Annotated in this window: 19 protein-coding genes; 13 read left to right on the forward strand and 6 right to left on the reverse strand. The window is 70.7% G+C overall.

Annotated elements, in window-relative coordinates; all coding sequences use genetic code 11:
- Positions 1-23: 23 nt before the first annotated feature.
- The 7 genes from AC1C2T_RS07835 (at position 24) to AC1C2T_RS07865 (ending at position 8,116) form a co-directional block, all read left to right on the forward strand.
- On the forward strand, positions 24-653 hold the full coding sequence (locus AC1C2T_RS07835; protein ID WP_495384862.1) for a TetR/AcrR family transcriptional regulator: 630 nt from the start codon (positions 24-26) through the stop codon (positions 651-653).
- A gap of 184 nt (positions 654-837) precedes the next feature.
- Positions 838-2,061, forward strand: a complete 1,224-nt coding sequence (locus AC1C2T_RS07840; protein ID WP_495385405.1) for a CaiB/BaiF CoA transferase family protein — start codon at positions 838-840, stop codon at positions 2,059-2,061.
- Complete coding sequence (locus AC1C2T_RS07845; protein ID WP_495384863.1) at positions 2,058-2,834, forward strand: electron transfer flavoprotein subunit beta/FixA family protein; 777 nt, start codon at positions 2,058-2,060, stop codon at positions 2,832-2,834. Before AC1C2T_RS07840 ends, AC1C2T_RS07845 begins: the two co-directional genes overlap by 4 nt.
- Before the next feature lie 10 nt (positions 2,835-2,844).
- The gene (locus AC1C2T_RS07850; protein WP_495384864.1) at positions 2,845-3,909 is read left to right on the forward strand and encodes an electron transfer flavoprotein subunit alpha/FixB family protein; all 1,065 of its coding nucleotides are present in this window, start codon (positions 2,845-2,847) and stop codon (positions 3,907-3,909) included.
- Positions 3,906-5,357, forward strand: a complete 1,452-nt coding sequence (locus AC1C2T_RS07855; RefSeq protein WP_495384865.1) for a cytochrome b/b6 domain-containing protein — start codon at positions 3,906-3,908, stop codon at positions 5,355-5,357. Before AC1C2T_RS07850 ends, AC1C2T_RS07855 begins: the two co-directional genes overlap by 4 nt.
- Complete coding sequence (locus AC1C2T_RS07860) at positions 5,354-6,517, forward strand: phosphotransferase family protein (RefSeq protein WP_495384866.1); 1,164 nt, start codon at positions 5,354-5,356, stop codon at positions 6,515-6,517. Before AC1C2T_RS07855 ends, AC1C2T_RS07860 begins: the two co-directional genes overlap by 4 nt.
- 90 nt (positions 6,518-6,607) lie before the next feature.
- Positions 6,608-8,116 carry an aldehyde dehydrogenase family protein gene (locus AC1C2T_RS07865; protein ID WP_495384867.1) on the forward strand — a complete coding sequence of 503 codons (1,509 nt, stop codon included), beginning with the start codon at positions 6,608-6,610 and terminating at the stop codon, positions 8,114-8,116.
- Positions 8,117-8,134: 18 nt separating this feature from the next.
- On the opposite strand, the gene AC1C2T_RS07870 is transcribed toward AC1C2T_RS07865, so the two are convergent.
- Positions 8,135-9,430 (reverse strand): TetR/AcrR family transcriptional regulator, encoded by a 1,296-nt coding sequence (locus tag AC1C2T_RS07870; protein ID WP_495384868.1) that lies wholly within the window; start codon positions 9,428-9,430, stop codon positions 8,135-8,137.
- A 149-nt stretch (positions 9,431-9,579) separates the two neighbouring features.
- Between AC1C2T_RS07870 and AC1C2T_RS07875 the strand changes: the two genes are divergently transcribed.
- On the forward strand, positions 9,580-11,154 hold the full coding sequence (locus AC1C2T_RS07875; RefSeq protein WP_495384869.1) for a long-chain-fatty-acid--CoA ligase: 1,575 nt from the start codon (positions 9,580-9,582) through the stop codon (positions 11,152-11,154).
- A gap of 7 nt (positions 11,155-11,161) precedes the next feature.
- Positions 11,162-12,802 carry an alcohol dehydrogenase catalytic domain-containing protein gene (locus AC1C2T_RS07880; RefSeq protein WP_495384870.1) on the forward strand — a complete coding sequence of 547 codons (1,641 nt, stop codon included), beginning with the start codon at positions 11,162-11,164 and terminating at the stop codon, positions 12,800-12,802.
- 83 nt (positions 12,803-12,885) lie between these two features.
- On the opposite strand, the gene AC1C2T_RS07885 is transcribed toward AC1C2T_RS07880, so the two are convergent.
- Both AC1C2T_RS07885 and AC1C2T_RS07890 read right to left on the reverse strand, forming a co-directional pair.
- Positions 12,886-13,677 carry an SDR family oxidoreductase gene (locus AC1C2T_RS07885; RefSeq protein ID WP_495384871.1) on the reverse strand — a complete coding sequence of 264 codons (792 nt, stop codon included), beginning with the start codon at positions 13,675-13,677 and terminating at the stop codon, positions 12,886-12,888.
- A complete protein-coding gene (locus tag AC1C2T_RS07890) occupies positions 13,661-14,968 on the reverse strand; it encodes an acyl-CoA dehydrogenase family protein (protein WP_495384872.1) in 1,308 nt (435 codons plus the stop codon). Before AC1C2T_RS07890 ends, AC1C2T_RS07885 begins: the two co-directional genes overlap by 17 nt.
- A gap of 212 nt (positions 14,969-15,180) precedes the next feature.
- On the opposite strand from AC1C2T_RS07890, the gene AC1C2T_RS07895 reads away from it, so the two are divergent.
- From AC1C2T_RS07895 to AC1C2T_RS07910, 4 genes are all read left to right on the forward strand, one after another.
- Complete coding sequence (locus tag AC1C2T_RS07895) at positions 15,181-16,356, forward strand: acyl-CoA dehydrogenase family protein (RefSeq protein WP_495384873.1); 1,176 nt, start codon at positions 15,181-15,183, stop codon at positions 16,354-16,356.
- 9 nt (positions 16,357-16,365) lie between these two features.
- Positions 16,366-17,574, forward strand: coding sequence for an acetyl-CoA C-acetyltransferase (locus tag AC1C2T_RS07900; RefSeq protein ID WP_495384874.1), 1,209 nt, complete (start codon positions 16,366-16,368; stop codon positions 17,572-17,574).
- 80 nt (positions 17,575-17,654) lie between these two features.
- A complete protein-coding gene (locus AC1C2T_RS07905; protein WP_495384875.1) occupies positions 17,655-19,844 on the forward strand; it encodes a 3-hydroxyacyl-CoA dehydrogenase NAD-binding domain-containing protein in 2,190 nt (729 codons plus the stop codon).
- A 26-nt stretch (positions 19,845-19,870) separates the two neighbouring features.
- A complete protein-coding gene (locus AC1C2T_RS07910) occupies positions 19,871-20,854 on the forward strand; it encodes an NAD(P)H-dependent flavin oxidoreductase (protein WP_495384876.1) in 984 nt (327 codons plus the stop codon).
- A 19-nt stretch (positions 20,855-20,873) separates the two neighbouring features.
- Here the strand turns inward: AC1C2T_RS07910 and AC1C2T_RS07915 are convergent, their stop codons facing one another.
- From AC1C2T_RS07915 to AC1C2T_RS07925, 3 genes are all read right to left on the reverse strand, one after another.
- Complete coding sequence (locus AC1C2T_RS07915) at positions 20,874-21,512, reverse strand: TetR/AcrR family transcriptional regulator (RefSeq protein ID WP_495384877.1); 639 nt, start codon at positions 21,510-21,512, stop codon at positions 20,874-20,876.
- Between the two features lie 205 nt (positions 21,513-21,717).
- Positions 21,718-22,497 carry a PspA/IM30 family protein gene (locus AC1C2T_RS07920; protein ID WP_495362020.1) on the reverse strand — a complete coding sequence of 260 codons (780 nt, stop codon included), beginning with the start codon at positions 22,495-22,497 and terminating at the stop codon, positions 21,718-21,720.
- Between the two features lie 49 nt (positions 22,498-22,546).
- Positions 22,547-23,155, reverse strand: a complete 609-nt coding sequence (locus tag AC1C2T_RS07925) for a hypothetical protein (RefSeq protein ID WP_495384878.1) — start codon at positions 23,153-23,155, stop codon at positions 22,547-22,549.
- Positions 23,156-23,376: the final 221 nt, after the last annotated feature.

Genomic DNA, 23,376 nt, shown 5'->3' on the forward strand with positions numbered 1-23,376 from the left:
ACCGCTACCTCGAGGAGCACGAGATGACTGTGGATGCACCGGGTTCGTCCGGGCAGGTCCGTCGACCCGTACAGGAGCGGGGACTGCGCACCCAGGCGGCGATTCTGGATGCCGCGGTGCAGGTGCTCGCCGAAGACGGCTACGCCGCGGCGACGACCGTGCGGGTGCAGAAGCGGGCCGGAGTTTCGCGCGGCCGTCTGCTGCATCACTTCCCGTCGCGCGACGAGCTGTTCGTCGCGGCCGTGCATCACCTCGCCGCCGCGCGGCTCGACGAGCAGCTCGGCGGGCTCGACCTGCCCGAAGAACCCGGTGCGCGCATCGATGCGGCGATCTCGGCCATGTGGGCCTCGAACGGGCAGCCGTACTTTCTCGCCTCCCTCGAGCTCTGGCTCGCCGCTCGGCACGACGAGGGGCTCCGGGCCGCGCTGTTGCCCACGGAGCGGCGAATGGGCGTCATCATGCTGCAGACGCAGCGAGGGCTCTTCGGGCCCGAATTGTCGGCGCGGCCCGGGTTCGTGCCACTCATGGAACTGCTGGTGACGAGCATGCGCGGCACGGCTATGACGTATGCGATCACCGGCGCGGACCCGGCGAGCGAGCCGAATCTGGCCCTGTGGCGCACGATCGCCCGGGAGCGGCTCCTGCTCGGCTGACGCCTCGCGCCCGCCCGTGACCTCGAAGCTCACCCCGGTGGCCCCTCGGCATCTCGCCGATCTCTTGATCTGGCCGATCCAAGAAGAGTCAGGCTTGACTGTTCTTGTCTTCGTGGCGAGAATAGCGGCGTGCCGGTCGATCAGACCGGCGTGGTCCCGAAGGAGCGATCAGCGCGTGAACCCGATGACACAGCCGGCCGAGACGGTCGAAGCCCCGACGCTGCGGGGCGGCGCGCTTGCGGGCATCCGCGTCGTCGAGTTCGCGGGACTCGGCCCGTGCCCGTTCGCCGCGATGATGCTCGCCGACCTCGGTGCCGAGGTCGTGCGTATCGACCGACCGGCGCCCGATGGCAGTGGGCCGGCCGTCGACGCGAGCGACACGATGCTCCGTTCCCGAACGCTCGTCGCCGCCGACCTGAAGCGTGCCGAGCAGCGCGATCGTGTGCGTGATCTCGTCGACCGCGCCGACGTGCTGCTCGAAGGGTTCCGTCCCGGCGTCATGGAGCGACTCGGCCTCGGCCCGGACGAACTGCTCTCCCGGAACCCGCGGCTCGTCTACGGACGCATGACCGGGTGGGGCCAATCAGGCCCATGGGCCGAACGCGTCGGTCACGACCTGAACTACCTCTCCATCACGGGCATGCTCCACGCGATCGGACCGGCCGAGCGCCCGACCGTGCCGCTGAACCTCGTCGCGGACTACGGCGGCGGCGCGATGTTCCTCGTCACCGGCGTGCTCGCGGCGCTCGTCGAGCGCGCATCCTCGGGGCGTGGCCAGGTGGTCGACGCGGCGATGGTCGACGGTGTCGGGCAACTGGGTCACGTTCACCGCGCCATGCTCGGCGCCGGCGACTGGGTCGATGAACGCGCCGCCAACCTCATCGACGGCGGCGCGCCGTTCTACGACGTCTACGCCTGCGCCGACGGCAAGCACGTCGCGGTCGCAGCGCTCGAACCGGCGTTCTTCGACGCGCTCGTCGACGGGCTCGGGGCCGACCTCGACCCCGCCGCCGCGCCGATCGACCACCTCGACCGTGCGCGTTGGCCGCAGCTGCGGGTCGCCCTGACCGCCGCCTTCGAGCGCCGTACCCGAGACGAGTGGGCACGACACTTCGATGGCACCGACGCATGTGTCACGCCGGTGCTGACGATGACTGAGGCGGCGGGGCATCCGCATCTGGTCGCCCGCGGCTGGACCGGAGAGTGGGGCGGCCGCGCGGCGCCCGCGCCGGCGCCGCGTCTGGAACGCTCGGGCGGCGCCGAACCCGTGTTCCCGCCGCGTCGGGTGGGCGAGCTCGACGAGGCCATCGCCGAGTGGGATGCCCCGGGGGCCGCACCTGCCGCCGTCGCCGGCACCGGCCATGCCGACGACGCGACCGTCCTCACCCGCGGAAGGAACGAAGGATGAAGATCGTGGTGCTCGTGAAGGAGGTGCCCGACACCTACGCCGACCGGCGGCTCGACCTCGAGACCGGCCTCGCCGACCGGGATGCGAACGACCGGGTGCCCGACGAGATCGGCGAGCGCGCGCTCGAGGTCGCCCTGCAGCACGCCGACGGGCACCCGGAGACCGAGGTGGTGGTGCTCACGATGGCACCCGAGGCAGCTGCCGCGACCGTGCGCAAGCTGCTCGCGATGGGCGCGGGCGGTGCGGTGCAACTCGTCGACGAGCGCCTGCTCGGCGCCGACCTCGGCCTCACCGCAGAGGCGCTCGCCCGGGCGATCGAGCGCATCGGCTTCGACCTCGTCATCGCGGGCGACCAGTCCACCGACGGATCCGGCGGGGTCGTTCCCGCAATGATCGCCGAGCATCTGAACGTGCCGCAGGCCACGAGCCTCGCTTCGGTCGAGATCGGCGACGGCATCGTGTCGGGCATGCGCGCGATCGACGGCGGCGCCGCCCGCATCGTCGCCGAGCTCCCTGCGGTGATCTCGATCACGGAACAGCTGCCCGACCCGCGCTTCGCGACCTTCAAGGGCATCATGGCGGCGAAGAAGAAGTCGATCGAGCGGCTGACGCTCGACGAGCTCGGCGTCGACGCAGACGATGCGGATGCCTCGCGCTCCATCGTGCTCGCCATCGCCGAGCGCCCGCCGCGCACGGCCGGCACCAAGATCACCGATGGAGGCGAGGCGGGCGAGCAGCTCGCCGCGTTCCTCCTCGACAACCGCCTCGCGTGAAGGGACGACCGTGACCGACCTCCCCGAAGACCCGATCCTCGTGCTCCTCGAGACGAACCTCGACGGCGGGCTCGCGAAGTCCGCGGCGGGCCTGCTCGGTGCTGCGGCGCTCGTGGGCACGCCGGTGGCGCTCGTCGTTCCGGAGCCGGGCGAAGGCGCAGGCGCTGCCGATGCGGCGGCGCTCGCCGCGGCCGCTGCCGAGCTCGGCGCAGCACGCGTGCTCGTCGCCATGCCGGCCGGGCCGGCAGAATCGGCAGAATCGGGCGGGTCGGCCGAACCGGGCGGCTCGGCCCCCGCGGCATCCAGTCGCCCGCTCGTCGTGCCAGTGGTCGACGCCCTCGTGGCCGCGGCCGAAGCAGTGCGGCCCGATGCGGTGCTGTGCTCGCACTCGGTGCTCGGTCGCGAGATCGCCGGCCGATTCGCGGCTCGCACCCGATCGGGCCTCGCAGTCGACGCCGTCAGCGTCTCGCGCGACGACGAGGGCGTCGTCGCGCTCCACTCTGCGTACGGCGGGGCCTACGACGTTCGATCGGCGGTCACGTTCGGCGCACCCGTCGTGACCATCCGGCAGGGTGCGATCGACGCGCGCGCCTCGGCGCGACCCGTGGCCGTCGAGACGCTCGCGGTACCGCCGAGCGGGCGCCGGGCCGCGGTGCTCGAATCGGTCGAGGCATCCGTCGCGGTCTCGACCCGACCCGAACTGCGCGGGGCCGCCCGAGTCGTCTCGGGCGGCCGCGGCCTCGGCTCGGGGGAGCGGTTCGAGCTCGTCGAGCGGCTCGCCGATACGCTCGGCGCTGCCGTCGGCGCCTCGCGTGCAGCGGTCGACGCCGGCTACATCCCCCAGTCGCACCAGGTCGGTCAGACCGGGGTCTCGGTGTCGCCACAGCTCTACATCGCGCTCGGCATCTCGGGGGCGATCCAGCACCGCGCGGGCATGCAGACGGCGAAGACGATCGTCGCGATCAACACCGACGCGGATGCCCCGATCTTCGAGATCGCCGACTTCGGCGTTGTCGGCGACGTGTTCGAGGTCGTGCCGCAACTCATCGCAGCGCTCGAGGCGAGGCGGGCATGACAGCGCCGGTGGGCCAGGCTCGCCAGGGGCGCCGGGTACGCCGGGGGCTGCCGCGCCGCTCAGGCGGTGAGCCCTGGCCGCCCGCGCGGGATGCACCGGTGCTGGTCGGTGCGGTGACGGCAACGGCAACGGCAACGGCACAGGCAGCCGGGGCATCCGAGGCATCCACGGCGGCCGCTCAGTCGGCCATGCCTCGCGCATCCGCTGCGCCCACCGCCGGGTCAGGCGTCGCCGGTGTGGCATCCGTCCTTCTTGCGGTGCCCACAGCTTCGGTCGCGGCGTCGGCTGGGGGATCCGGCGCCGTGCCATTGCGTCGGGGGTTGCCCCGCCGACCCGGCGGCGAGCTTTGGCCGCCGTCGGGGTTCGCACCGGTGCAAGCCGTCGTCACTGAGGCATCCGTCTTGGCTGCAACTCAGGCCGAAATTCCGGCGGTGCTTCCGGCGGTCGATCCGGCCGGGTCGCCCACCGGGAGCGACGCCGAGCTCCCGGGAGCGGATGCCGCAGCCGCGCCCATCCCCGCAACCGAGGCGGGCGACTCCGATGCGGCAGCGCCGCGGGGCCCGGTTACGCGCCGCACTACCCGCTGGGCCCTGCTCCTCGTCGGCGCGATCGTGCTCGTCGGCGCCGTCGTGCTCGCGGCCCGACTGCTGCTCGAGCTGCCCGCCGTGGCGGCGTTCGTCGTCGATCATCCCGGCGAGGTTCCGCTGCCGGAGGGCGCGCCCGTCGGCTTCCCCGCGTGGCTCGCATGGCAGCACTTCTTCAACGTCTTCCTGATGGTGCTGATCGTGCGTTCGGGCGTGCAGGTTCGCTCCGAGCGCCGCCCGTCGGCCTTCTGGTCACCGCGCTGGAACGCGAAGCGCAAGATCAGCCTCACGCTCTGGTTCCACCAATCGCTCGACCTGCTGTGGCTCGTCAACGGGGCGATCTACGTCGCGGCCCTGTTCGCGAGCGGGCAATGGATGCGCATCGTGCCGACGAGCTGGGAGGTCGTGCCGAACGCGCTGTCGGCCGCGCTGCAGTACGCATCGCTCGACTGGCCGACCGAGAACGGCTGGGTGAACTACAACGGCCTCCAGCAGCTCGCCTACTTCGCGACCGTCTTCGTCGCCGCGCCGCTCGCGGTCGTCACGGGCGTGCGGATGTCGGGACTCTGGCCCGCCCGGGCGAGCGCGCTCAGCCGCGCCTACCCGGTCGAGGTCGCGCGCGCGATCCACTTCCCGGTGATGCTGTACTTCGTCGGGTTCGTGATCGTGCACGTCACGCTCGTGCTCGCCACCGGCGCTCTGCGCAACCTCAACCACATGTTCGGCGGTCAAGACGCGGTGAACTGGGTCGGCTTCGGCGTGTTCGTCGCATCCCTCGTCGTGATCGCCGCCGGCTGGATCGCCGCCAGGCCGCTCGTGCTCGCGCCGATCGCAGGGCTGTTCGGGCGGGTGAGCAACCGATGAGCGAAGCGACGGATGCCTCGGGCGTGACGGATGCGCCGGGCGTGACGGATGCCTCGGGCGTGACCGGGCCCGTCGTTCACGACGAGCCCGACGGGCGGGATGTGGTCGCCACCTGGGCGGACGCGTCGGAGCTGTCGTCGCCACCGCTGCTCGTGCTCGACCGCGTCGCCCGGTTCCTCGACGAGCGTGGCATCGGCGACGGGCCGATCGGCTGGTCGCGCGTCGGTGACGGGCAGTCGAACGTCACCTTCCTGCTCCGCCGCGGGGACACCGAGGTCGTGCTGCGCCGCGGGCCGCGTCCGCCGCTGCCGCGATCGGCGCACGACATGCTCCGCGAGGCCCGCGTGCAACGGATGCTCCGCGATGCGGGCTACCCGGTGCCGAACATCCTCGCGGCCTGCGACGACGAGGAGCTGCTCGGCGTGCCGTTCTACGTCATGGAGTACCTGCACGGCGAGGTCGTCACCGAGTCGCTGCCGGCACGCCTCGACGACGTCGATGGCCGGCGAGGCATCGCCGAGGCCGCGGTCGAGGCGCTCGCGCGACTGCACGCGATCGACGTCACGGCCGGGCCGCTCGCCGAGCTCGGCCGACCCGACGGGTACCTCGAACGCCAGGTCGGGAGGTTCCGCGGGCTCTGGAGTCAGGTCTCGAGGCGGCGGCTACCCGAGGTCGACGAAGTCGCCGATCTGCTCGCCGCGACGATGCCGCGAACGCACCGCGCCTCGGTCGTGCACGGCGACTTCCGGCTCGGCAACCTGATGTTCGCTCCCGAAGGCCGCGCGACGGTCGCCGCGGTGCTCGACTGGGAGATGGCGACGCTCGGCGACCCGCTCGCGGATCTCGGCTACTTCACCGCGACGTGGAGTGAGCGGGGCGCGTCCGCAACGACGATGGAGCTCTCACCGGTCACCCGGCTCGACGGATTCCCCGACCGCGCCACACTCGCCGAGCGGTATGCCGAGCTGACGGGCGCCGATCTCGCCGGGCTCGGCTGGTACCAGGCGCTCGCGCTCTGGAAGTCGGCGGTGTTCAGCGAGGCGATCTACACGCGCTGGCGCGAGGGGGAGCGGCCGGATGACACGGGCTTCGCCCCGGGGCTCGAACACGGGGTTCCGCAGCTTCTCGCGGTCGCGGGAGAGCTCGCATCCGCGCCCTGAACGGCTGGCGCTTGTCTTGCGGCTCGACAGACCGTAAAGTGAATCCGGATTCACTTAGACTCCGGTTCATTCAACGACGAAGGGACGGCCATGACGCTCATCGCGGATGACCACACGGATTCGCAGCTTGTCTCGACCGACCCGCGCGACGGGTCGCAGATCGGGAGCTGGCCGGTCGACGGCCCGGCGCAGGTCGACGCAGCGGTCGGCACCGCGCGCAATGTCGCGCAGTGGTGGCGCGAGCAGGGCTTCGCAGGCCGACGCAAGCACCTGCAGGCCTGGAAGACGGAGATCGCCGAGGGCGCGCGCGATCTCGCCGCCGTCATCTCGCGCGAGACCGGCAAGCCCGAGGGCGACGCGCTCCTCGAGGTCGTGCTCTCGCTCACGCACCTCGACTGGGCGTCCAAGCACGCCGGCAAGGTGCTCTCACGGCGCAAGGTCGCCGCGGGCATCGCGAACATCAACCAGTCGGCGAGCGTCGGCTACGAGCCGTTCGGCGTGGTCGGCGTCATCGGGCCGTGGAACTACCCGTTCTACACGCCGATGGGCTCGATCTCGTACGCACTCGCGGCAGGCAACGCCATCGTCTTCAAGCCGAGCGAACTCGCGCCGGCGACGGCCAAGTGGATCGAGGCGGCGTGGAACCGGGCCGTGCCCGGCCACTCGGTCTTCACCGTGCTCATCGGCGACGGCGCGACGACCGGCGCCGCGCTCGTCGCGGCCGGCGTCGACAAGGTCGCGTTCACCGGCTCACCCGGCACCGCCCGTCGCGTGATGGCGGCCTGCGCCGAGCGCTTGACGCCGCTCGTCGTCGAAGCCGGCGGCAAAGACGCGATGATCGTCGCAGCAGACGCCGACCTCGACGCGGCCGTCGGGTTCGCGGTGTTCGGCGGCATGGGCAACGCCGGGCAGACCTGCGCCGGCGTCGAGCGGGTGTACGTCGAGGCCTCCGTCGCCGAAGCGTTCCTCGACAAGCTCACCGCCGCGACCCGGCGCCTGCACCCGGGGCCGGAAGCCACCGACAGCTACGGGCCGATGACGCTCGATCGCCAGTCGGGCATCATCGCCAGGCACATCGACGAGGCGATCGCGCGCGGCGCGACCGCCGTGATCGGCGGCCCCGAGTCGGTGCAGGGCGCGTATGTGCAGCCCGTCGTGCTGCGCGACGTGCCCGAAGACTGCGCCGTCATTCGCGAAGAGACATTCGGCCCCGTGCTCGTCGTGAACCCGGTCGCCGACCTCGACGAGGCGATCGCCCGTGCGAACGCGACCGATTACGGGCTCGCGGCATCCGTCTTCACGAAAGACCTCGCGAAGGGCCGAGCCGTCGCGAATCGGCTCCGCGCGGGCGCGGTCACCGTGAACTCGGTGCTCGGCTTCGCCGGCATCCCGGGCCTGCCGTTCGGCGGTCGCGGCGAGTCCGGTTTCGGCCGCATACACGGCGCCGACGGCCTGCGCGAGTTCAGCGTCGCGAAGTCGGTGGCTGTGCAGAAGCGCAAGCCCATGCTCGACCTGTTGACCATGGACCGGTCGGCGCGTGACATGCACCTCACCGAACGGATGCTGCACCTCATGCACGGCCGCCGCGGCAAGCGCTGAGGCGGCGCCGAGCCGGCCTCAGTCGGATGCCGCGACGCCGAGCGCCGAGCGCACGAGCGCCGTTACCCGGAGCCGGGTCGCCTCCGACGGGTCGAAGTGCAGGAGCCGGCCGATGTCGACGACCACGTTCAGGCCCGCGTGCACCCGGAACCGCGCCTCTGCGGGCGAGAGATCAGGCCGCACAGCGCGCAGCAGCGCCGTCCACTCGTCGAGGTGGTTGCGCTGCAGCGTGCGCAACCGCTCCTGCTCGGCGACCGGCAACGCGCCGGCGTCGGAGAAGTAGACGCTCATCAGGTCGTGATGGGTGAAGCTGTGGGCCACGTACGCGCCGATCAACCGGTCGAGGCCGAGTGCGGGCGAGTCGGCGCCCCTGAGCGCATCGGCGGTGGTCGCGACCAGCCGATCGCTCGCGCGCAGGCAAGCCTCGAGGAGCAGGTCGGACTTGCTCGCGAAGTGCCGGTAGAAGCCCGACGTCGTGAGTCCGACGGCCGCGCTGAGGTCTTCGATGCCGGTGTCGTGGTAGCCGCGCCGGTGGAAGAGCACGAGCGCCTCGCGGATGATGAGCTCTCGCTTGGAGGCGCTTGCGAGGCCGCCCGTGTCGGCCTCGGCCGGGGGCGCCGAAGGCGGGAGTCGGGTCGCCGCGACATCGTGCGCCGTGTCGAGCAGGAGGTCGGCGAGCGCCCGGCGCGGCAGGTTCGTGTGGTGGGCGGTGATGCTCGCGATCACGCTGAGCACGGCCGCGGCGAGCACCTGCGTGTCGTCAGGCGACACGGGAAGGCCGTCGGCCCGGCGCATCCGTTCGAGCGGACGACCCACGCGTGCCGTGAGCTGCGCGAAGTCCGCGCCCAGTCGAGCCCGGTCGCCGGGCTCGAGGTAGCGGCCCTCCCAGCGGTACAGGCCGCCCGTGCGCCGGTTGTCGATCGTCGCTTCGACGATCGCCGCGACGACGGCGTCGAACTCGGCGCGCGCAGCGACCGCGCCGACCACGGAAGCCCCGGTGACGGATGCCCCGGTGACGGATGCCCCGGTGATCAGGGACGCCCCGGCGGAGTCGGATGTCTCGTCGAACACCTCGGTCGCGTCGAGGAGCCCGTGCGCGAGACGCTCAGCCGCGTCGAGGAACAGGGCGTACTTGTTCGGGAAGTGACGGTAGAGCGCAGGCGCCGAGATGCCGACGGCGGCCGCGACCTCACCCATGCTCACTTGGTGGTAGCCGCGTTCGGAGAACGCGGCGGCGGCGGCCATCGCGATCTGCTGGCGCCGATCCTTCGGTCTGGTGCGCCCGTGAGCGGTGGTCGCTGCGAACGCGGTCATCACCTCAGGCTAGCGCAGGGCGGGTCGAACGATGTGAATCAGGATTAACAAAATGCGTGACATCCGGCCGTGATGGCGGCATACTGGGCTTCACCTCGCTCGCCCGGGTCGGACAGGCGAGGGTACAGCGCCGTACGAAGGGACCCCGAATGAACACCCAAACCCTCCCCATCCCGCCCGCAGCCCGCCGCAACCACTGGATGAACCAGATCGCGACGCACGCAGCGAACCGGCCGGATTCGGTGGCCTTCCGCTACCTCGGCCGGAGCACGACATGGGCCGAGACCCACGACCGCGTCACGCATCTCGCCGCAGCACTCCGGCGACGCGGCGTCGGCGCGGGCGACCGGGTGCTCCTGCTGACCTTGAACTCCACCGAGGTCGTCGAGGCGATCTTCGCGATCAACACGCTCGGAGCCATCGCGGTGCCCATCAACGTGCGTCTGAGCCCGCCCGAGATCGCGTACATCGTCGATGACGCCGACGCCTCGGTCATCATCGTCGACGTGCCGCTCGCTCCGCTCGTCGGCGTCGTCGGCGCACTCACCTCGCGCATTCGGCAGGTGTTCGTACTCGGCCAGGCCGGCGAAGGGCAGGAGTCGGTTCCCGAGCTCATCGCCGAAGATCTGGGCGGCTTCGAGGCGCCCGACGTGAGTGAAGACACGACGGCGCTCATCATGTACACCTCCGGCACCACGGGCCGGCCCAAGGGCGCGATGCTCGACCACGTCAACCTGTTCGCGCAGGCCGTCACGTGCATCCGCGCGAACGCCGTCGTCGACGAGTCCGACATCTCGTTCATGACCGCCCCGCTGTTCCACATTGCGGGCCTCGGCTCGATCGCGCCGAACTTCATCGTGGGCATACCGACGGTCATCCACCCGCTCGGCGCCTTCGACGCGGCCGCGATCGTCGACGCCTGGGAGGCCGAGCGGGCGACGATCGTCTTCAACGTGCCGCAGCAGTGGCAGGCGATCTGCGCGCTCCCCGGCATCCGCGAGCGCGACCTCGCACTGCGGATCATCAGCTGGGGCGCAGCGCCCGCGTCCGACACGCTCCTGCGCCAGATGGAGGACTGCTTCCCGAACGCGATGAACGTCGCCGTCTTCGGCCAGACCGAGATGTCGCCGATCACCTGCGTGCTGCGTGGCCCTGACTCCCTGCGCAAGCTCGGTTCCGTCGGCCGGCCCATCCCCACCATCCAGTCCCGCGTCGTCGACGACGAGATGAACGACGTCGAGCCGGGCCAGATCGGCGAGATCGTCTACCGTGGCCCGACGCTCATGCAGGGGTACTGGCGCAAGCCCGACGAGACCGCCGAGGCGTTCGCGGGCGGCTGGTTCCACTCCGGCGATCTCGTGCGCCAAGACGACGAGGGCTTCGTGTGGGTGGTCGACCGCAAGAAAGACATGATCATCTCGGGCGGCGAGAACGTGTACTGCGCCGAAGTCGAGAACGCGCTCGCGGCGCACCCCGACGTCGTCGAGGCCGCCGTCTACGGCCGCGCCGACGAGCGCTGGGGTGAGGTGCCGGTCGCTGCGATCGTCGTCGTTCCCGGCGCGACGGTCACCGTCGAGAGCCTCGCCGGGTTCCTCGCCGACGGGCTCGCCCGGTTCAAGCAGCCCAAGCACGTCGTGACCCTCGAGGTGCTGCCGCGCAACGCGGGCGGCAAGGTGAACAAGGTCGCGCTGCGCGTAGCCGACCTCGAACCGACCCCTGCCTAGGTCGGCGATGACTGCGGCAGTGGCTGCGCTCGTCAGGGAGCGCGGCGGTTCCGTGTCGCTCTCCGACATCGAGATCCGCCCGCCCGGCGACCGGGAGATCGTGGTGCGGGTGATGGCGTCGGGCGTGTGCCCGACCGACATGTTCGGCATCGATGGCGGCGCCGGCGATCGGTTCCCCGCGGTCTTCGGACACGAGGGCGCCGGCATCGTCGAGGCCGTCGGCACCGCGGTGGCCACCTTCCGGCCCGGCGACCGGGTCGTGCTGGGTTTCGCGTCGTGCCGGGAGTGCGATGCATGCCGCGACGGGCATCCGGCGTACTGCGAGCGGTTCGCGGAGCTCAACTACGCCGCACGTTCCGACGCGGCCGGCGTGGCGGGCGAATCGGTGACGACCGGGTGGATGGGTCAGTCCTCCTGGGCGACGCACGTCGTCGTCGACGAGGCGAGCGCGGTGGCGATCGGTGCGGATGTCCCATGGACGGTCGCCGCGACGCTCGGATGCGGGGTGCTCACCGGCGCCGGCGCGGTGCTCAACGTGCTGCGACCCGCACCAGGCGACGCGCTGCTCGTGATCGGCGCAGGCACGACGGGGCTCGCCGCCGTGATGGCGGCGAGCCACCGTGGGGTCGCGCGCATCGTGGTGAGCGACCCGATTCCGGCGCGCCGCGAGCTCGCTCTCGAGCTCGGAGCGACCGAGGCCCACGCCCCGGAAGACCTCGCCGCACTCGCCAAGCGCGCACCCTTCACGCGAGCACTCGACACCGTCGGCTCGCAGGCGGCGATCGATATCGCGCTCGCCGCGATCGCACCGCGCGGGGTCGTGGCGACCGTGGCGCTGAAGCCCGGTGCGAATCGCGTCGAGATCTCGCAGTCACGACTGCTCTGGGGTCGCACCCTCACGGGCGTGATCGAGGGCGACGCCGACGTCGCGCGCGACATTCGCGTGCTCATCGCGATGTGGCGGGCGGGCCGCCTGCCCGTCGAGCGCCTCATCACCGACTACGCGTTCGCCGAGGTGCAGGAGGCGGTCGCCGCGGCCCGCAGCGGGCGCGCGATCAAGCCAGTGCTGCGGATGCGCGAGGAGGGCGATGCGACCGTCGGCGATGCGACCGTCGGCGATGCGACCGCCGACGAGGTGACTCGCGCGGCGCCGACGCGTGCGCCGGGCGACCTGCTCGTGCGGCTGCGAGCCGGCGGCGTCGCGGAAGACGACCTGCCCGAGCTCTGGCGCTCGCTGCCGCCCGTCGCCTCGGCCGAGCTTCGGGGCCTCTGGCGCGGAACCGGGCTGAGCGAACGACACCGGGTGCACCGGATGCTCACCCGCAGCCGGTGGTTCGGCAAGCTCTTCCGCTCCGACGACGAGGTCGCGCCGATCGTGTGCGAGACCGAGTCCGGTGACCTCGTCGTCGACCCGGGCCTGGCACGCGGCGGAGCGAGCCTGCTGCGGGTCGAGCACGACGGCGTCGTGACGGCCGCGATGGCCTACGACGGCCAGCCGATCGTCGACTGCTTCGTGCGTATCGCGCCGGGGGTGGTGCTTGGCGTCATGACCGGTCGCGGCACGCTCGACGACGGCCGGGCATACCACTTCCTGCTCGAGCGCATCGCCGACCGAGAGGTGCGCGACCTCGGGGCCGGCGCCGACTGAGCCGTCGAGGCGTCGCCGACCGCCGAGGCGAACCCGGCCGGGCGAACGCCCCGCGGCCGAGCGTCACTCGACCCGGCTGAGTGTCATGCGCCGCGCAGGCCGCCGCCGGCGCGGTGCACGCCGATGACGGGAACCGCAGCGTGGCGCGACAGGCGCGTGAGCGAGACCGCGAGCTCGGCGATGTCGTCGGCCCGGATCATCTCGTCGGCCCGGATCTCGTCGTGCTTCCACACCGCCATGTCGGTGTCGACGTAGCCGGGGCAGAGGGCCGTCGCGCTGACTCCGGTGGCCCGCTCTTCGATGCAGATCGACTCGCACAGCGAGACCACGGCGGCCTTCGTCGCGCTGTACGCGGCGAGTCCGGGTTCGGCCATCAGCCCGGCCAGTGAGGCGAGGGCGATCACGCGGGCACCGTTCGGCTCCTCGGCGGCCGTCTTCCGCAGGAGTGGCAGGGCCGCGGCGACGGTTGCGAACGTACCGCGCAGGTTCAGCGTGTAGTGCTTGTCGACGCGGCGGAGCGGGGTCTCGGCGATGGGGCTCGCGAAGCCCATACCGGCATTCAGCACCAGCGCATCGAGGCGGCCCCATGTCTCTTCGTGACGCGCGACGAGTCGCTCGATCGCCTCGCTGTCGGCGACATCCGCCTCGACGGCGACGACCCGTGCGCCGCTCGCCGTGAGTTCGTCGGATGCCGCGTCGAGTGCGTCGCGCGAGCGCGCCGCGATCGTCAGGTCGAAGCCGTCTGCCGCGAGCCGCGCCGCGATGGCCCGGCCGATGCCGCGCGAACCACCGGTGACGAGCGCCGCGCGGCGCGACTGCGGGTCGCGGTCAGGCCGGGCGTCGCGGCCGGACTCTCGGTCAGGCTGGGAAGTCATGGAGGTATCCCTTCCGGTGCAGGCGCACGGCGCGCTTCGCGATCGACCAGCGGTGCGTTTCGCTCGATCCGTCGTAGATGCGGAACGGGCGCACCTCGCGCCAGTAGCGCGAGAGCAGCAGCTCGTCGGAGACGCCCTGACCGCCGGCGAGCTGCACGCTGCGGTCGATGACCCGGCCGACCGCCTCGGCGACGAAGGTCTTCGCGATCGACGATGCCGCGCCGGGGTCGGCCCCGCCATCGGCCCCATCGGAGGCGGGTGCGCCGGCCTCAGCAGCGTCGAGCACCCGGGCAGTCTCCCTGACGATGGCGCGCGCCGCGGCGAGATCGATCTCGTTGTCGGCGAGGTGCTGTTGCGCGAGCCCGAGGTCGGCGATCGCCGCTCCGAACGCCCGGCGCCCCACCACGTGCGTGAGCGCGAGGTCGTGGGCGCGGCACGCGAGCCCCAGCCAGCGCATGCAGTGGGTCAGCCGCGCTGGTGCGAGACGCACCTGGGCTGCTTCGAAGCCGCGGTCGACTTCACCGAGCACGGCATCGTCGGGCACGAAGCATCCGTCGAAGCGCACGAGGCTGTGCCCGCCGTAGAGCCCGGCGTCGAGCGTGTGCACGTCGCGCACGATCGTCATGCCCCCGCTCGCCCCGTCGACGAGGAACATGGTCGCACCCCCAGGCTCGCCCGGTTCGCCCGAGGTGCGGGCGAGGCAGATGACGAGGCCCGCCTCGCGAGCGCCGGTGATGAACCACTTCTCGCCCGAGATGCGCCAGCCGCCGGCGACCCGCTCTGCGCGTGTCGCGAGCGCGCGCGGGTCGCTTCCGGCACCCGGCGGCGGTTCGGTCATCGCGAACGCCGAATGGATGTCGCCGGCCGCGAGCGGCCGTAGCCAGCGTTCGCGCTGCGGGCCGGATGCCGCTTCGAGCAGGAGGTGCATGTTGCCTTCGTCGGGCGCGGCGATGTTGAGCGCGATCGGCCCGAAGAGCGAGTATCCGGCGGCCTCGAACACGTCGGCGCGCGCGAGGTGGGTGAGGCCGTGGCCACCCCACTCGGGCGGCAGGTGCGGCGCGAGCAGGCCGGCATCGCGCGCGGCGGCCTGGAGGTCTCGGCGGAGCGCCCGCTCGTCCTCGTCGATGGCGGGGCCGTCATTCGCCCGGTGGAGCACGCCGAGCTGCGCCTCCTCGACCGGAACGACTTGCTCGCGCACGAAGTCGCGCACCCGTCGCACGAGCGCGGAGGTCGAGGGAAGCGCGGACGTCGAGGGAGGGGTGGGGGTGGTGGTTTCTGCCGTCTGGTCCATGCGCATCCTCGCGTCGGTGCGGCGCCGCGGCGCGGCATCCGTCTTCTCATTCGGATTCGAAAATCCGACGATCCGATTCTGGTGGACGTCTCGGGCATCCTCAAGAGCAGCGCGAATATTTTCTAATCCAATATAGAAAACCGAGAGCGATCGACGTACACTCGACGCATGCCGGGGCACTCGCCCCGATGGATCGAGGGAGATCGAGGCACATGTCCCAGACGTCGCTCGCAGCGGTGGACCGCGTTCGCACCGTCTACGACGAGGAGCACGAGCAGTTTCGCGAGTTGGTTCGCGACTTCGTCGAGCGCCACGCTCGCCCGCACGCCGACCGGTGGGAGGCCGAGGGCAAGGTCGACCGGGAACTGTTCGCCCGGGCCGCTGAGGCCGGCATCCTCGGGTACACCATCCCCGAGGAATACGGCGGGGGCGGCGCCGACGACTTCCGCTTCAACGCGGTGATGGGCGAGGAACTCGCCCGCAACCCGGTCTCGAGCGGCATGGCCGGCATCGCGCTGTCGAACGACATTGTCATCCCGTACTTCGTCGAGCTCACGACCGACGAGCAGAAGCAGCGCTGGCTGCCGGGCATCGCGGCCGGCGAGCTCATCACCGCTGTCGCGATGACCGAGCCGGGCACGGGCAGCGACCTCGCGAGCATCCGCACGACCGCGGTTCGCGACGGCGACCACTACGTCGTCAACGGCACCAAGATCTTCATCTCCAACGGGCAGAACGCCGATCTCGTGGTGACGGCCGTGCGAACATCGGCCGACTCGCACAAGGGCCTGAGCCTCATCGTCATTCCGACCGAGCTGCCCGGGTTCTCACGCGGCCGCAACCTGGAGAAGATCGGCCTGCACGCGCAAGACACGTCCGAGCTCGTCTTCACCGACATGCGCATTCCCGCCGAGAACCTGCTCGGCGCCGAAGGGCAGGGCTTCCTCGGCCTGATGCGCAACCTGCCGCAGGAGCGGCTGTCGATCGCCGCGGCCGCCGTCGCATCGAGCGAGGGCGTGCTCGACCGCACGATCGCGTACGTGCAGGAGCGCCACGCGTTCGGCAAGCCGATCGGCTCCTTCCAGAACACCCGGTTCGAGCTCGCCGAGATGTTCACGGGCGTGCAGGTGAGCCGGGCGTACATCGACCAGTGCATCACGCGCCACGCGAACGGCGAGTTGTCAGCCGAGGATGCCGCGGCGGCCAAGTTCTGGACCACCGAGCAATACGTGCAGATCGTGAACCGCTGCCTGCAACTGCACGGCGGGTACGGGTACATGCGTGAATACCGAATCGCGCGCGACTACGAAGACGCGCGCATCACGACCATCTACGGCGGCACGACCGAGATCATGAAAGAGATCGTCGGTCGGAGCCTCGGACTCTGAGGAGCAAGCATGGGCGAGGCCTACATCTACGACGCCGTGCGCACACCGCGCGGGCGCAATCGCGGCGGCTCGCTGCACGGCACCAAGCCGGTCGACCTGGTCGTCGGTCTGATCGATGCCGTGCGTGAGCGCAATCCGGGCATCGACCCCGCCGCGATCGACGACATCGTGCTCGGCGTCGTCTCACCGGTCGGTGAGCAGGGCGGCGACATCGCGCGAACGGCGGCCCTCGTCGCCGGGCTGCCCGAGACCGTCGCGGGGGTGCAACTCAACCGGTTCTGCGCGTCGGGCCTCGAGGCGGTGAACGTCGCAGCCCAGAAGGTCGCCTCGGGGTTCGAAGACCTCGTGCTGGCCGGCGGCGTCGAATCGATGTCGCGCGTGCCGATCGGCTCCGACGGCGGCGCGTATGCGCAGGACCCGACGACGAACTACGACCTCCACTTCGTGCCGCAGGGCATCGGGGCCGACCTCATCGCGACGCTCGGGGGCTTCAGCCGTGAAGACGTCGATGCGTACGCGGCCGAGTCGCAGCGGCGGGCCGAGCACGCGTGGAGCAACGGCTGGTTCGATCGGTCGATCGTGCCCGTTCGGGATCAGAACGGCGTGGCGCTGCTCGAGACCGACGAGCACCGACGCCCGGGGTCGACGACCGCGACTCTCGGCGAGCTTCCGGCCGCGTTCGCGTCGCTCGGTGAGAACGCCGGGTTCGACGCGGTCGCGATGCAGAAGTACCACGCGGTCGAGCGCATCTCGCACGTGCACACGGCCGGCAACTCCTCGGGCATCGTCGACGGCGCTGCCCTCATGGTGGTCGGCAGTCGCGAGATCGGCGAACGGTTCGGCCTGACGCCCCGGGCGCGCATCGTCGCGACGGCCGTCACCGGCTCCGAGCCGACGATCATGTTGACCGGGCCGACCCCGGCGACGCGCAAGGCGCTCGCCAAGGCCGGGCTCACGGTCGAGGACATCGACCTGTTCGAGCTGAACGAGGCGTTCGCGGCCGTGGTCATGCGGTGGATGGACGATCTCGACATTCCGCACGAGAAGGTCAACGTCAACGGCGGGGCGATCGCCATGGGGCATCCGCTCGGGGCGACCGGCGCGATGATCCTCGGCACCCTGCTCGACGAGCTGGAGCGGCGGGATCTGCGCCGCGGGCTCGCGACGCTGTGCGTGGGCGCCGGCATGGGCATCGCGACCGTCATCGAGCGGGTGTGAGCAAGCGGGTTCGAACAGCGGGTGGAGTAGCGGGTTCGAGCAGTGGGTTCGAGTATGCGGATGACGCGGAGGAGACACGGATGAGCAGCACCATCGAAGACGTGCGCATGGCGAAAGGCTACGCGTGGCAGCGCGATGACGAGGGGGTCGTCATCGTCACACTCGATGACCCCGAGAGCGGCGTGAACACCATGAACGCCCACTTCAGCGAATCGCTCGAGGCGACCGTCGACCGGCTCGAGGCCGAGCGCGACGACATCGCCGGCGTGATCCTGGTCTCGGCCAAGCGCAGCTGGTTCGCGGGCGGCGACCTCAACCTGCTTCGCGCGGCCGACCCGGCTCACGCCGCAGAAGAAACGGCGCACATCGACGCGGTGAAGCGCGACATGCGGCGCCTCGAACTGCTCGGCAAGCCCGTCGTCGCGGCCATGAACGGCACCGCGCTCGGCGGCGGCCTCGAGGTCGCGCTCGCGTGCCACCGACGCATCGCGGTCGACGCGAAAGGCGCCCAGTTCGGCGTGCCAGAGGTCACACTCGGCCTGCTGCCGGGCGGCGGCGGCATCACCCGCCTCGTGCGCATGCTCGGCCTGCAGCGCGCGCTCGCCGAGGTGATCCTGCCCGGCACGAAGTTCTCGCCGACCGACGCGCTCGCCGTGGGCATCGTCGACGAGCTCGTGGTGTCTGCCGACGAACTCGTGCCTGCGGCGAAGGCGTGGATCGCCGCGAACCCGACCGCGGTGAAGCCGTGGGACCAGAAGGGATTCAAGCTGCCCGGCGGCGCGCCGAATTCGCCCGGAGTCGCTTCGATGCTGCCCGCGATGCCGGCGATGCTGCGCAAGCAGCTGAAGGGCGCGCCCATGCCCGCGCCGCGAGCGGCCATGGCGGCCGCGGTCGAGGGCGCCTACGTCGACTTCGACACTGCCTCGAAGATCGAGACGCGCTACCTCGTCTCGCTCACCCACACCCAGGTCGCGAAGAACATGATCAAGGCGCTCTTCTTCGACCTGCAGCACATCAACACGGGCGGCAGCCGCCCCGACGGCTACCCGCGGTTCACGGCGAAGAAGGTGGGCGTGATCGGCGCCGGCATGATGGGCGCGGCCATCGCGTACGTCTCGGCGAAGGCCGGCATCGACGTCGTGCTGAAGGACGTCTCGGTCGAGGCGGCCGAGCGCGGCAAGGACTATGCCCGTGGGCTCGAAGATCGCGCGCTCGCCCGCGGCAAGACGACGCCCGAGCGCAGCGCCGCCCTGCTCGGCCGCATCACCCCCACCGGCGACCCAGCGGAATTCGCGGGCGTGGACTTCGTGATCGAGGCGGTCTTCGAGTCGGTGGAGCTGAAGCAGGCCGTGATCGGTGAGATCCAGCACATCGTCGAACCAGATGCGGTGCTCGGATCGAACACCTCGACGCTGCCGATCACGCTGCTCGCCGAAGGGGTCGAGCGCACTGAGGACTTCATCGGCATCCACTTCTTCTCGCCCGTCGACAAGATGCCGCTCGTCGAGATCGTGCGCGGCAAGCGCACGAGCGACGAGGTGCTCGCGAAGGCGTTCGACTTCGTGCAACAGATCCGCAAGACGCCGATCGTCGTGAACGACGCCCGCGGGTTCTTCACCTCGCGCGTCATCGGCGAGTTCATCGCCGAGGCGGTCGCCGCCGTCGGCGAGGGCGTCGAGCCCGCGTCGGTCGAGCAGGCGGCGCTTCAGGCCGGGTACCCGGCCGGTGCCCTGCAACTCCTCGACGAGCTGACGCTGTCACTCACGCAGAAGATCCGCCACGAGACCCTCGCGGCCGTCGAGGCCGAGGGCGGCGCCTGGGCGGGGCACCCCTCGCACGCGGTCGTCGACTGGATGGTCGATGTCGAGGGCCGCACCGGTCGTAAGGCCGGGCGCGGGTTCTACGACTACGACGAGCAGGGCAAGCGCGCCGGCATCTGGCCGGGCTTGCGGACGAAGTACGGCTCGGGCCGCACGGTGCTGCCGTTCCGCGACCTGCAGGAGCGGATGCTCTTCGCGGAGGCGATCGACACCATCCGCTGCCTCGACGACGGCGTGCTCACGAGTGTCGCCGACGCGAACATCGGCTCGATCTACGGCATCGGGTTTCCCGCGTGGACGGGCGGTGTGCTGCAGTACGTCAACCAGTACGAGGGTGGCCTCCCGGGCTTCGTCGACCGTGCCCGCGAGCTCGCTGCGGCCTACGGCGACCGATTCCTGCCGCCCGACTCGCTCGTGGCACGTGCCGCGACCGGCGAGACCTACGAGTAAGCCGCAGGGCGAGGAAGGAACGAAGCATGCTGACCACGCGATTCACCGAGGCGCTCGGCATCGAGCACCCGGTCGTGCAGGGCGGGATGATGTGGGTCGGGCGCGCGGAGCTCGCGGCCGCGGTCTCCGAGGCAGGCGGCCTCGGCATCATCACGGCGCTCACGCAGCCCACCCCCGCCGATCTCGTGAAAGAGGTCGAGCGGGCGCGCGCCCTCACCGACAAGCCGATCGGGGTGAACCTCACGATCCTGCCGTCGATCAACCCGCCGCCGTACGACGAGTACCGCCGGGCGATCATCGACGCCGGAGTCACGATCGTCGAGACCGCGGGTTCGAACCCGGAACCGCACGTCGAGGCGTTCGCCCCGCATGGCGTCAAGGTGATCCACAAGTGCACGAGCGTGCGGCACGCGCTGAAGGCCGAGCGCGTGGGCGTCACGGCGGTCTCCATCGACGGGTTCGAGTGCGCGGGGCATCCGGGCGAAGACGACGTGCCGGGCCTCGTGCTCATCCCGGCAGCCGCCGATGTGCTGTCGATCCCGTTCATCGCGTCGGGCGGATTCGCCGATGGGCGCGGCCTCGCCGCTGCGCTCGCCCTCGGCGCTGACGGGGTCAACATGGGTTCGCGGTTCATGTGCACAGTCGAGTCGCCGATCGCATCGGCCGTGAAGGAGCGGATCGTCGAGGCATCCGAACTCGACACGAACCTCATCTTCCGCAGCCTTCGCAACACCGCGCGCGTCGCGAAGAACGCGGTGAGCGACGAAGTGGTCGAGATCCTCGCGAAGGGCGGGCAGTTCCCCGACGTGCGCGAGTTGGTCGCCGGGGCGCGCGGGCGCACGGTCTTCGAGAACGGCGACCTCGACGCCGGCATCTGGTCGGTCGGGCTCGTGCAGGGCATCATCCGCGACATCCCGACCGCCGGCGAAGTGGTGCGGCGCACCGTCGTCGAGGCGGAGCAGGTGCTGCGCGGCAAGCTCGCGCTGTTCGGCGAGCCGGTCGCGGTGTAGCGGATGCCGCGCTGACGCGTTATCCGCGCGCGGGTGCCATGCCGTACCGCACCATGTCCTGTGTCGCGGCGACCAGGTCTTCGAGGGTGCGATGCCGGGGGTTCCACCACTCGGCGGCCCAGTTCATCGCCCCGAGCAGGAGCATCCGCGACACCGTGACGTCGAGGTCGGCGCGCAGCTGACCGGCATCCATCGCGGCGACGAAGAGGTCGCGCCACAGCTTCGCGTAGGCGGCCTCTTCGGCGGCGGCCTTCGCGCGCAACCCTTCAGGCACCTGGTTGGCGTTGCGGATCGACGCGGTCGTGTAGTCGGAGATGAGCAACTCGTACCGCAGGTGCGCCTCGACGGCCGTGAGGATGCGGTCGAGCGGCGTGAGCGCGGCGGGCAGCGCCTCGAGCTCGGCGACGACGTGCGAGTGCACCCGCGCGGCACCGACCCACATCACCTCTTCGATCAGCTCGTCGCGCGACGCGAAGTGGTAGTAGATGGCCGGTGCCTGCAGCTTCGCGTGCGTCGCGACGTCGACGAGGCGCGTGCCCGCGTACCCCTTGCGGCTCAACACGTGCGCGGCGGCATCGAGGATGCGCTCGCGCGTGCGCTCCGACTTGCGGGCCGACTTGCTTGTCGGTGCCGCGACGTCGTCGACCGGGTTCGCCATGATTTCGAATTCTAGTTAGATTCCGCGCTCGATGGGGCGTTCTGCGGCTCGGCCAACCGGCTCCTCGGCCTCTGCCCGACGCGCAGGTCGCCCACCCGAAGCCGCCGCCCTCGGCAGGTAGCGCGGTGCGGAGGTGCGTCACGTGGCGAATCTATGGCGGGGTCGCTCGGGGAGCTCGAGCAGTCGCACCCGCGCGGCAAGCGACTCAGGGCGTGTTCGGCGCCTGTCCGATGCTCAGCCACGCGTCGGGCCCGTCGCGGCGACTCGCGGATCCGGGGCTGGTGCTGGTTGTGCCGGCCTGCTTCATGGATTGCAGTTGACGATCCACGTCGGCCTTCGCCGAGAGCACTGCCAGTTGTCGCTCGATGTCGGCATCCGGTGCGGCGGTGAGGTCTTTGAGCGCCCCGCTGGCGAGGAGTTCGTCGGTGGCGGCGGCACGCGCCTGCATCTGGGCGACCCGGTCGCGGGCGCGGTCGAGACTGACGCCGATATCGTTCATGTTCGATCCGATGCCCGCCACTGTCTCATTCGCCTTCACCTGCGCTTCCGAGGCGGTGTAGGTGGCCTTGATGGTCTCCTTCTCGATGCGGAACGCGGCGACCTGCTCGTCGAGGTGACGTTCCCGTTCCTGCAGTTGCGACGTCTGCTTCTGGAGCACGGTGTACTGCTCCTGCAGCTTCGCGACCTGGCTCTCGAGCAGTGCGCGGCGCTCGAGCGCCGCGCGGGCGAGGTCCTCGCGGCCTTGCACCATCGCCTCACGGGCCTGGTCGCCCAGGCGTTGGTACCGGGTTCCCATCTCCTGCCCCTGCAGGTCGATGCGCTTCTTCGCCGTGGCAACCTCGGCGACGGCCTTTCGCACCTCCTGCAACAGCTTCACCTGCTGCTCATAGCTGTCATCGAGGGTCTCGCGAGGGTCTTCCACCTTGTCGAGGGCCTTGGTGGTCTTGCTCCGGAAGATGGTCTTGATCCGCGAGGTGTTGCTCATGGTTGGGTCCCCTTAATGTCGGACGACGGACTTGTCTCGGACGACTGACTTATCTCGGACGGCGGACGCGGTCGGTGACCGGCTGTCGAGTCGGCTCGAAGCGTTCGTCCCGTTGGTTGAGTCGGTGCAGTTCCTGCACGCCGGCATGCAGTGCGGCGACCTCCCGTTCCATGTCGGCGTGGAGAGTGGTGAGGGTGTCGTCGGTCGAGCCCGTGAGTCCCGACGCGACCGCGGAACGCAACCGCCGCACCAGTCCTGCTACCTGATCGACGCGATCGGCGGCCGCGGGCAGTTCCTCGGCCAGCACGGCGGAATCCTTCTCGCTCTCCAGCAGCCGCAGTTGCAGATCCAGAGCGACGCACTCCTCCTGGATGCGGCGGAAGAGTCGCGGAAGCTCGCCCCGCGGCCCTTCGCTGCGACCTGCGAGGTCGACCGCGGCCTGCCCGCTTTCGAGCGTTTCTGCGAGCCGCACCCGCAGGGAGAGGATCTTTCGCTGCGGACCCCGACTGAAACCGGCGCGTGTTCGCAGCGCCGTGTCGGCCAGAGCGCGATTGCGGCGAAGCCGTCGGTACACCGCTCGCAGGATGAAGACGACTGCGGTGATCGCGACGACGACGAAGATCAGGAACGAGAGGAATATCCAGAGCAGGACCTCCACGACTCCCACCTCCCGTCGGTGCGCTCGAGGGCGTTGCCCGCTGTGAGCCGTCGTTCGTGATTCGGGTCCATGTGTCCGCCTTCGTCCAGCTTCGTCACTGCGTCAGAGCCATGTCGTAAACGCGATATAACGCAATCTACGCTTGCCGCAGCCGAAGCGTTAGGGCTCTGTGCGAATTCGGAGGCGTTGGGCCTCCCTGCATGCGGTGGTCCGTGACGTAC

Source organism: Agromyces sp. Y558 (assembly GCF_059445415.1).

Excerpts from the sequence above, each read along its gene's own strand:
- AC1C2T_RS07900 (WP_495384874.1), top strand. The coding sequence starts at position 16,366 with ATGGGCGAGGCCTACATCTACGACGCCGTGCGCACACCGCGCGGGCGC.
- AC1C2T_RS07835 (WP_495384862.1), top strand. The coding sequence starts at position 24 with ATGACTGTGGATGCACCGGGTTCGTCCGGGCAGGTCCGTCGACCCGTA.
- AC1C2T_RS07895 (WP_495384873.1), top strand. The coding sequence starts at position 15,181 with ATGTCCCAGACGTCGCTCGCAGCGGTGGACCGCGTTCGCACCGTCTAC.
- AC1C2T_RS07880 (WP_495384870.1), top strand. The coding sequence starts at position 11,162 with ATGACTGCGGCAGTGGCTGCGCTCGTCAGGGAGCGCGGCGGTTCCGTG.
- AC1C2T_RS07875 (WP_495384869.1), top strand. The coding sequence starts at position 9,580 with ATGAACACCCAAACCCTCCCCATCCCGCCCGCAGCCCGCCGCAACCAC.
- AC1C2T_RS07870 (WP_495384868.1), bottom strand. The coding sequence starts at position 9,430 with ATGACCGCGTTCGCAGCGACCACCGCTCACGGGCGCACCAGACCGAAG.
- AC1C2T_RS07910 (WP_495384876.1), top strand. The coding sequence starts at position 19,871 with ATGCTGACCACGCGATTCACCGAGGCGCTCGGCATCGAGCACCCGGTC.
- AC1C2T_RS07845 (WP_495384863.1), top strand. The coding sequence starts at position 2,058 with ATGAAGATCGTGGTGCTCGTGAAGGAGGTGCCCGACACCTACGCCGAC.
- AC1C2T_RS07915 (WP_495384877.1), bottom strand. The coding sequence starts at position 21,512 with ATGGCGAACCCGGTCGACGACGTCGCGGCACCGACAAGCAAGTCGGCC.
- AC1C2T_RS07865 (WP_495384867.1), top strand. The coding sequence starts at position 6,608 with ATGACGCTCATCGCGGATGACCACACGGATTCGCAGCTTGTCTCGACC.
- AC1C2T_RS07885 (WP_495384871.1), bottom strand. The coding sequence starts at position 13,677 with ATGACTTCCCAGCCTGACCGAGAGTCCGGCCGCGACGCCCGGCCTGAC.
- AC1C2T_RS07890 (WP_495384872.1), bottom strand. The coding sequence starts at position 14,968 with ATGGACCAGACGGCAGAAACCACCACCCCCACCCCTCCCTCGACGTCC.
- AC1C2T_RS07860 (WP_495384866.1), top strand. The coding sequence starts at position 5,354 with ATGAGCGAAGCGACGGATGCCTCGGGCGTGACGGATGCGCCGGGCGTG.
- AC1C2T_RS07920 (WP_495362020.1), bottom strand. The coding sequence starts at position 22,497 with ATGAGCAACACCTCGCGGATCAAGACCATCTTCCGGAGCAAGACCACC.
- AC1C2T_RS07855 (WP_495384865.1), top strand. The coding sequence starts at position 3,906 with ATGACAGCGCCGGTGGGCCAGGCTCGCCAGGGGCGCCGGGTACGCCGG.
- AC1C2T_RS07840 (WP_495385405.1), top strand. The coding sequence starts at position 838 with ATGACACAGCCGGCCGAGACGGTCGAAGCCCCGACGCTGCGGGGCGGC.
- AC1C2T_RS07905 (WP_495384875.1), top strand. The coding sequence starts at position 17,655 with ATGAGCAGCACCATCGAAGACGTGCGCATGGCGAAAGGCTACGCGTGG.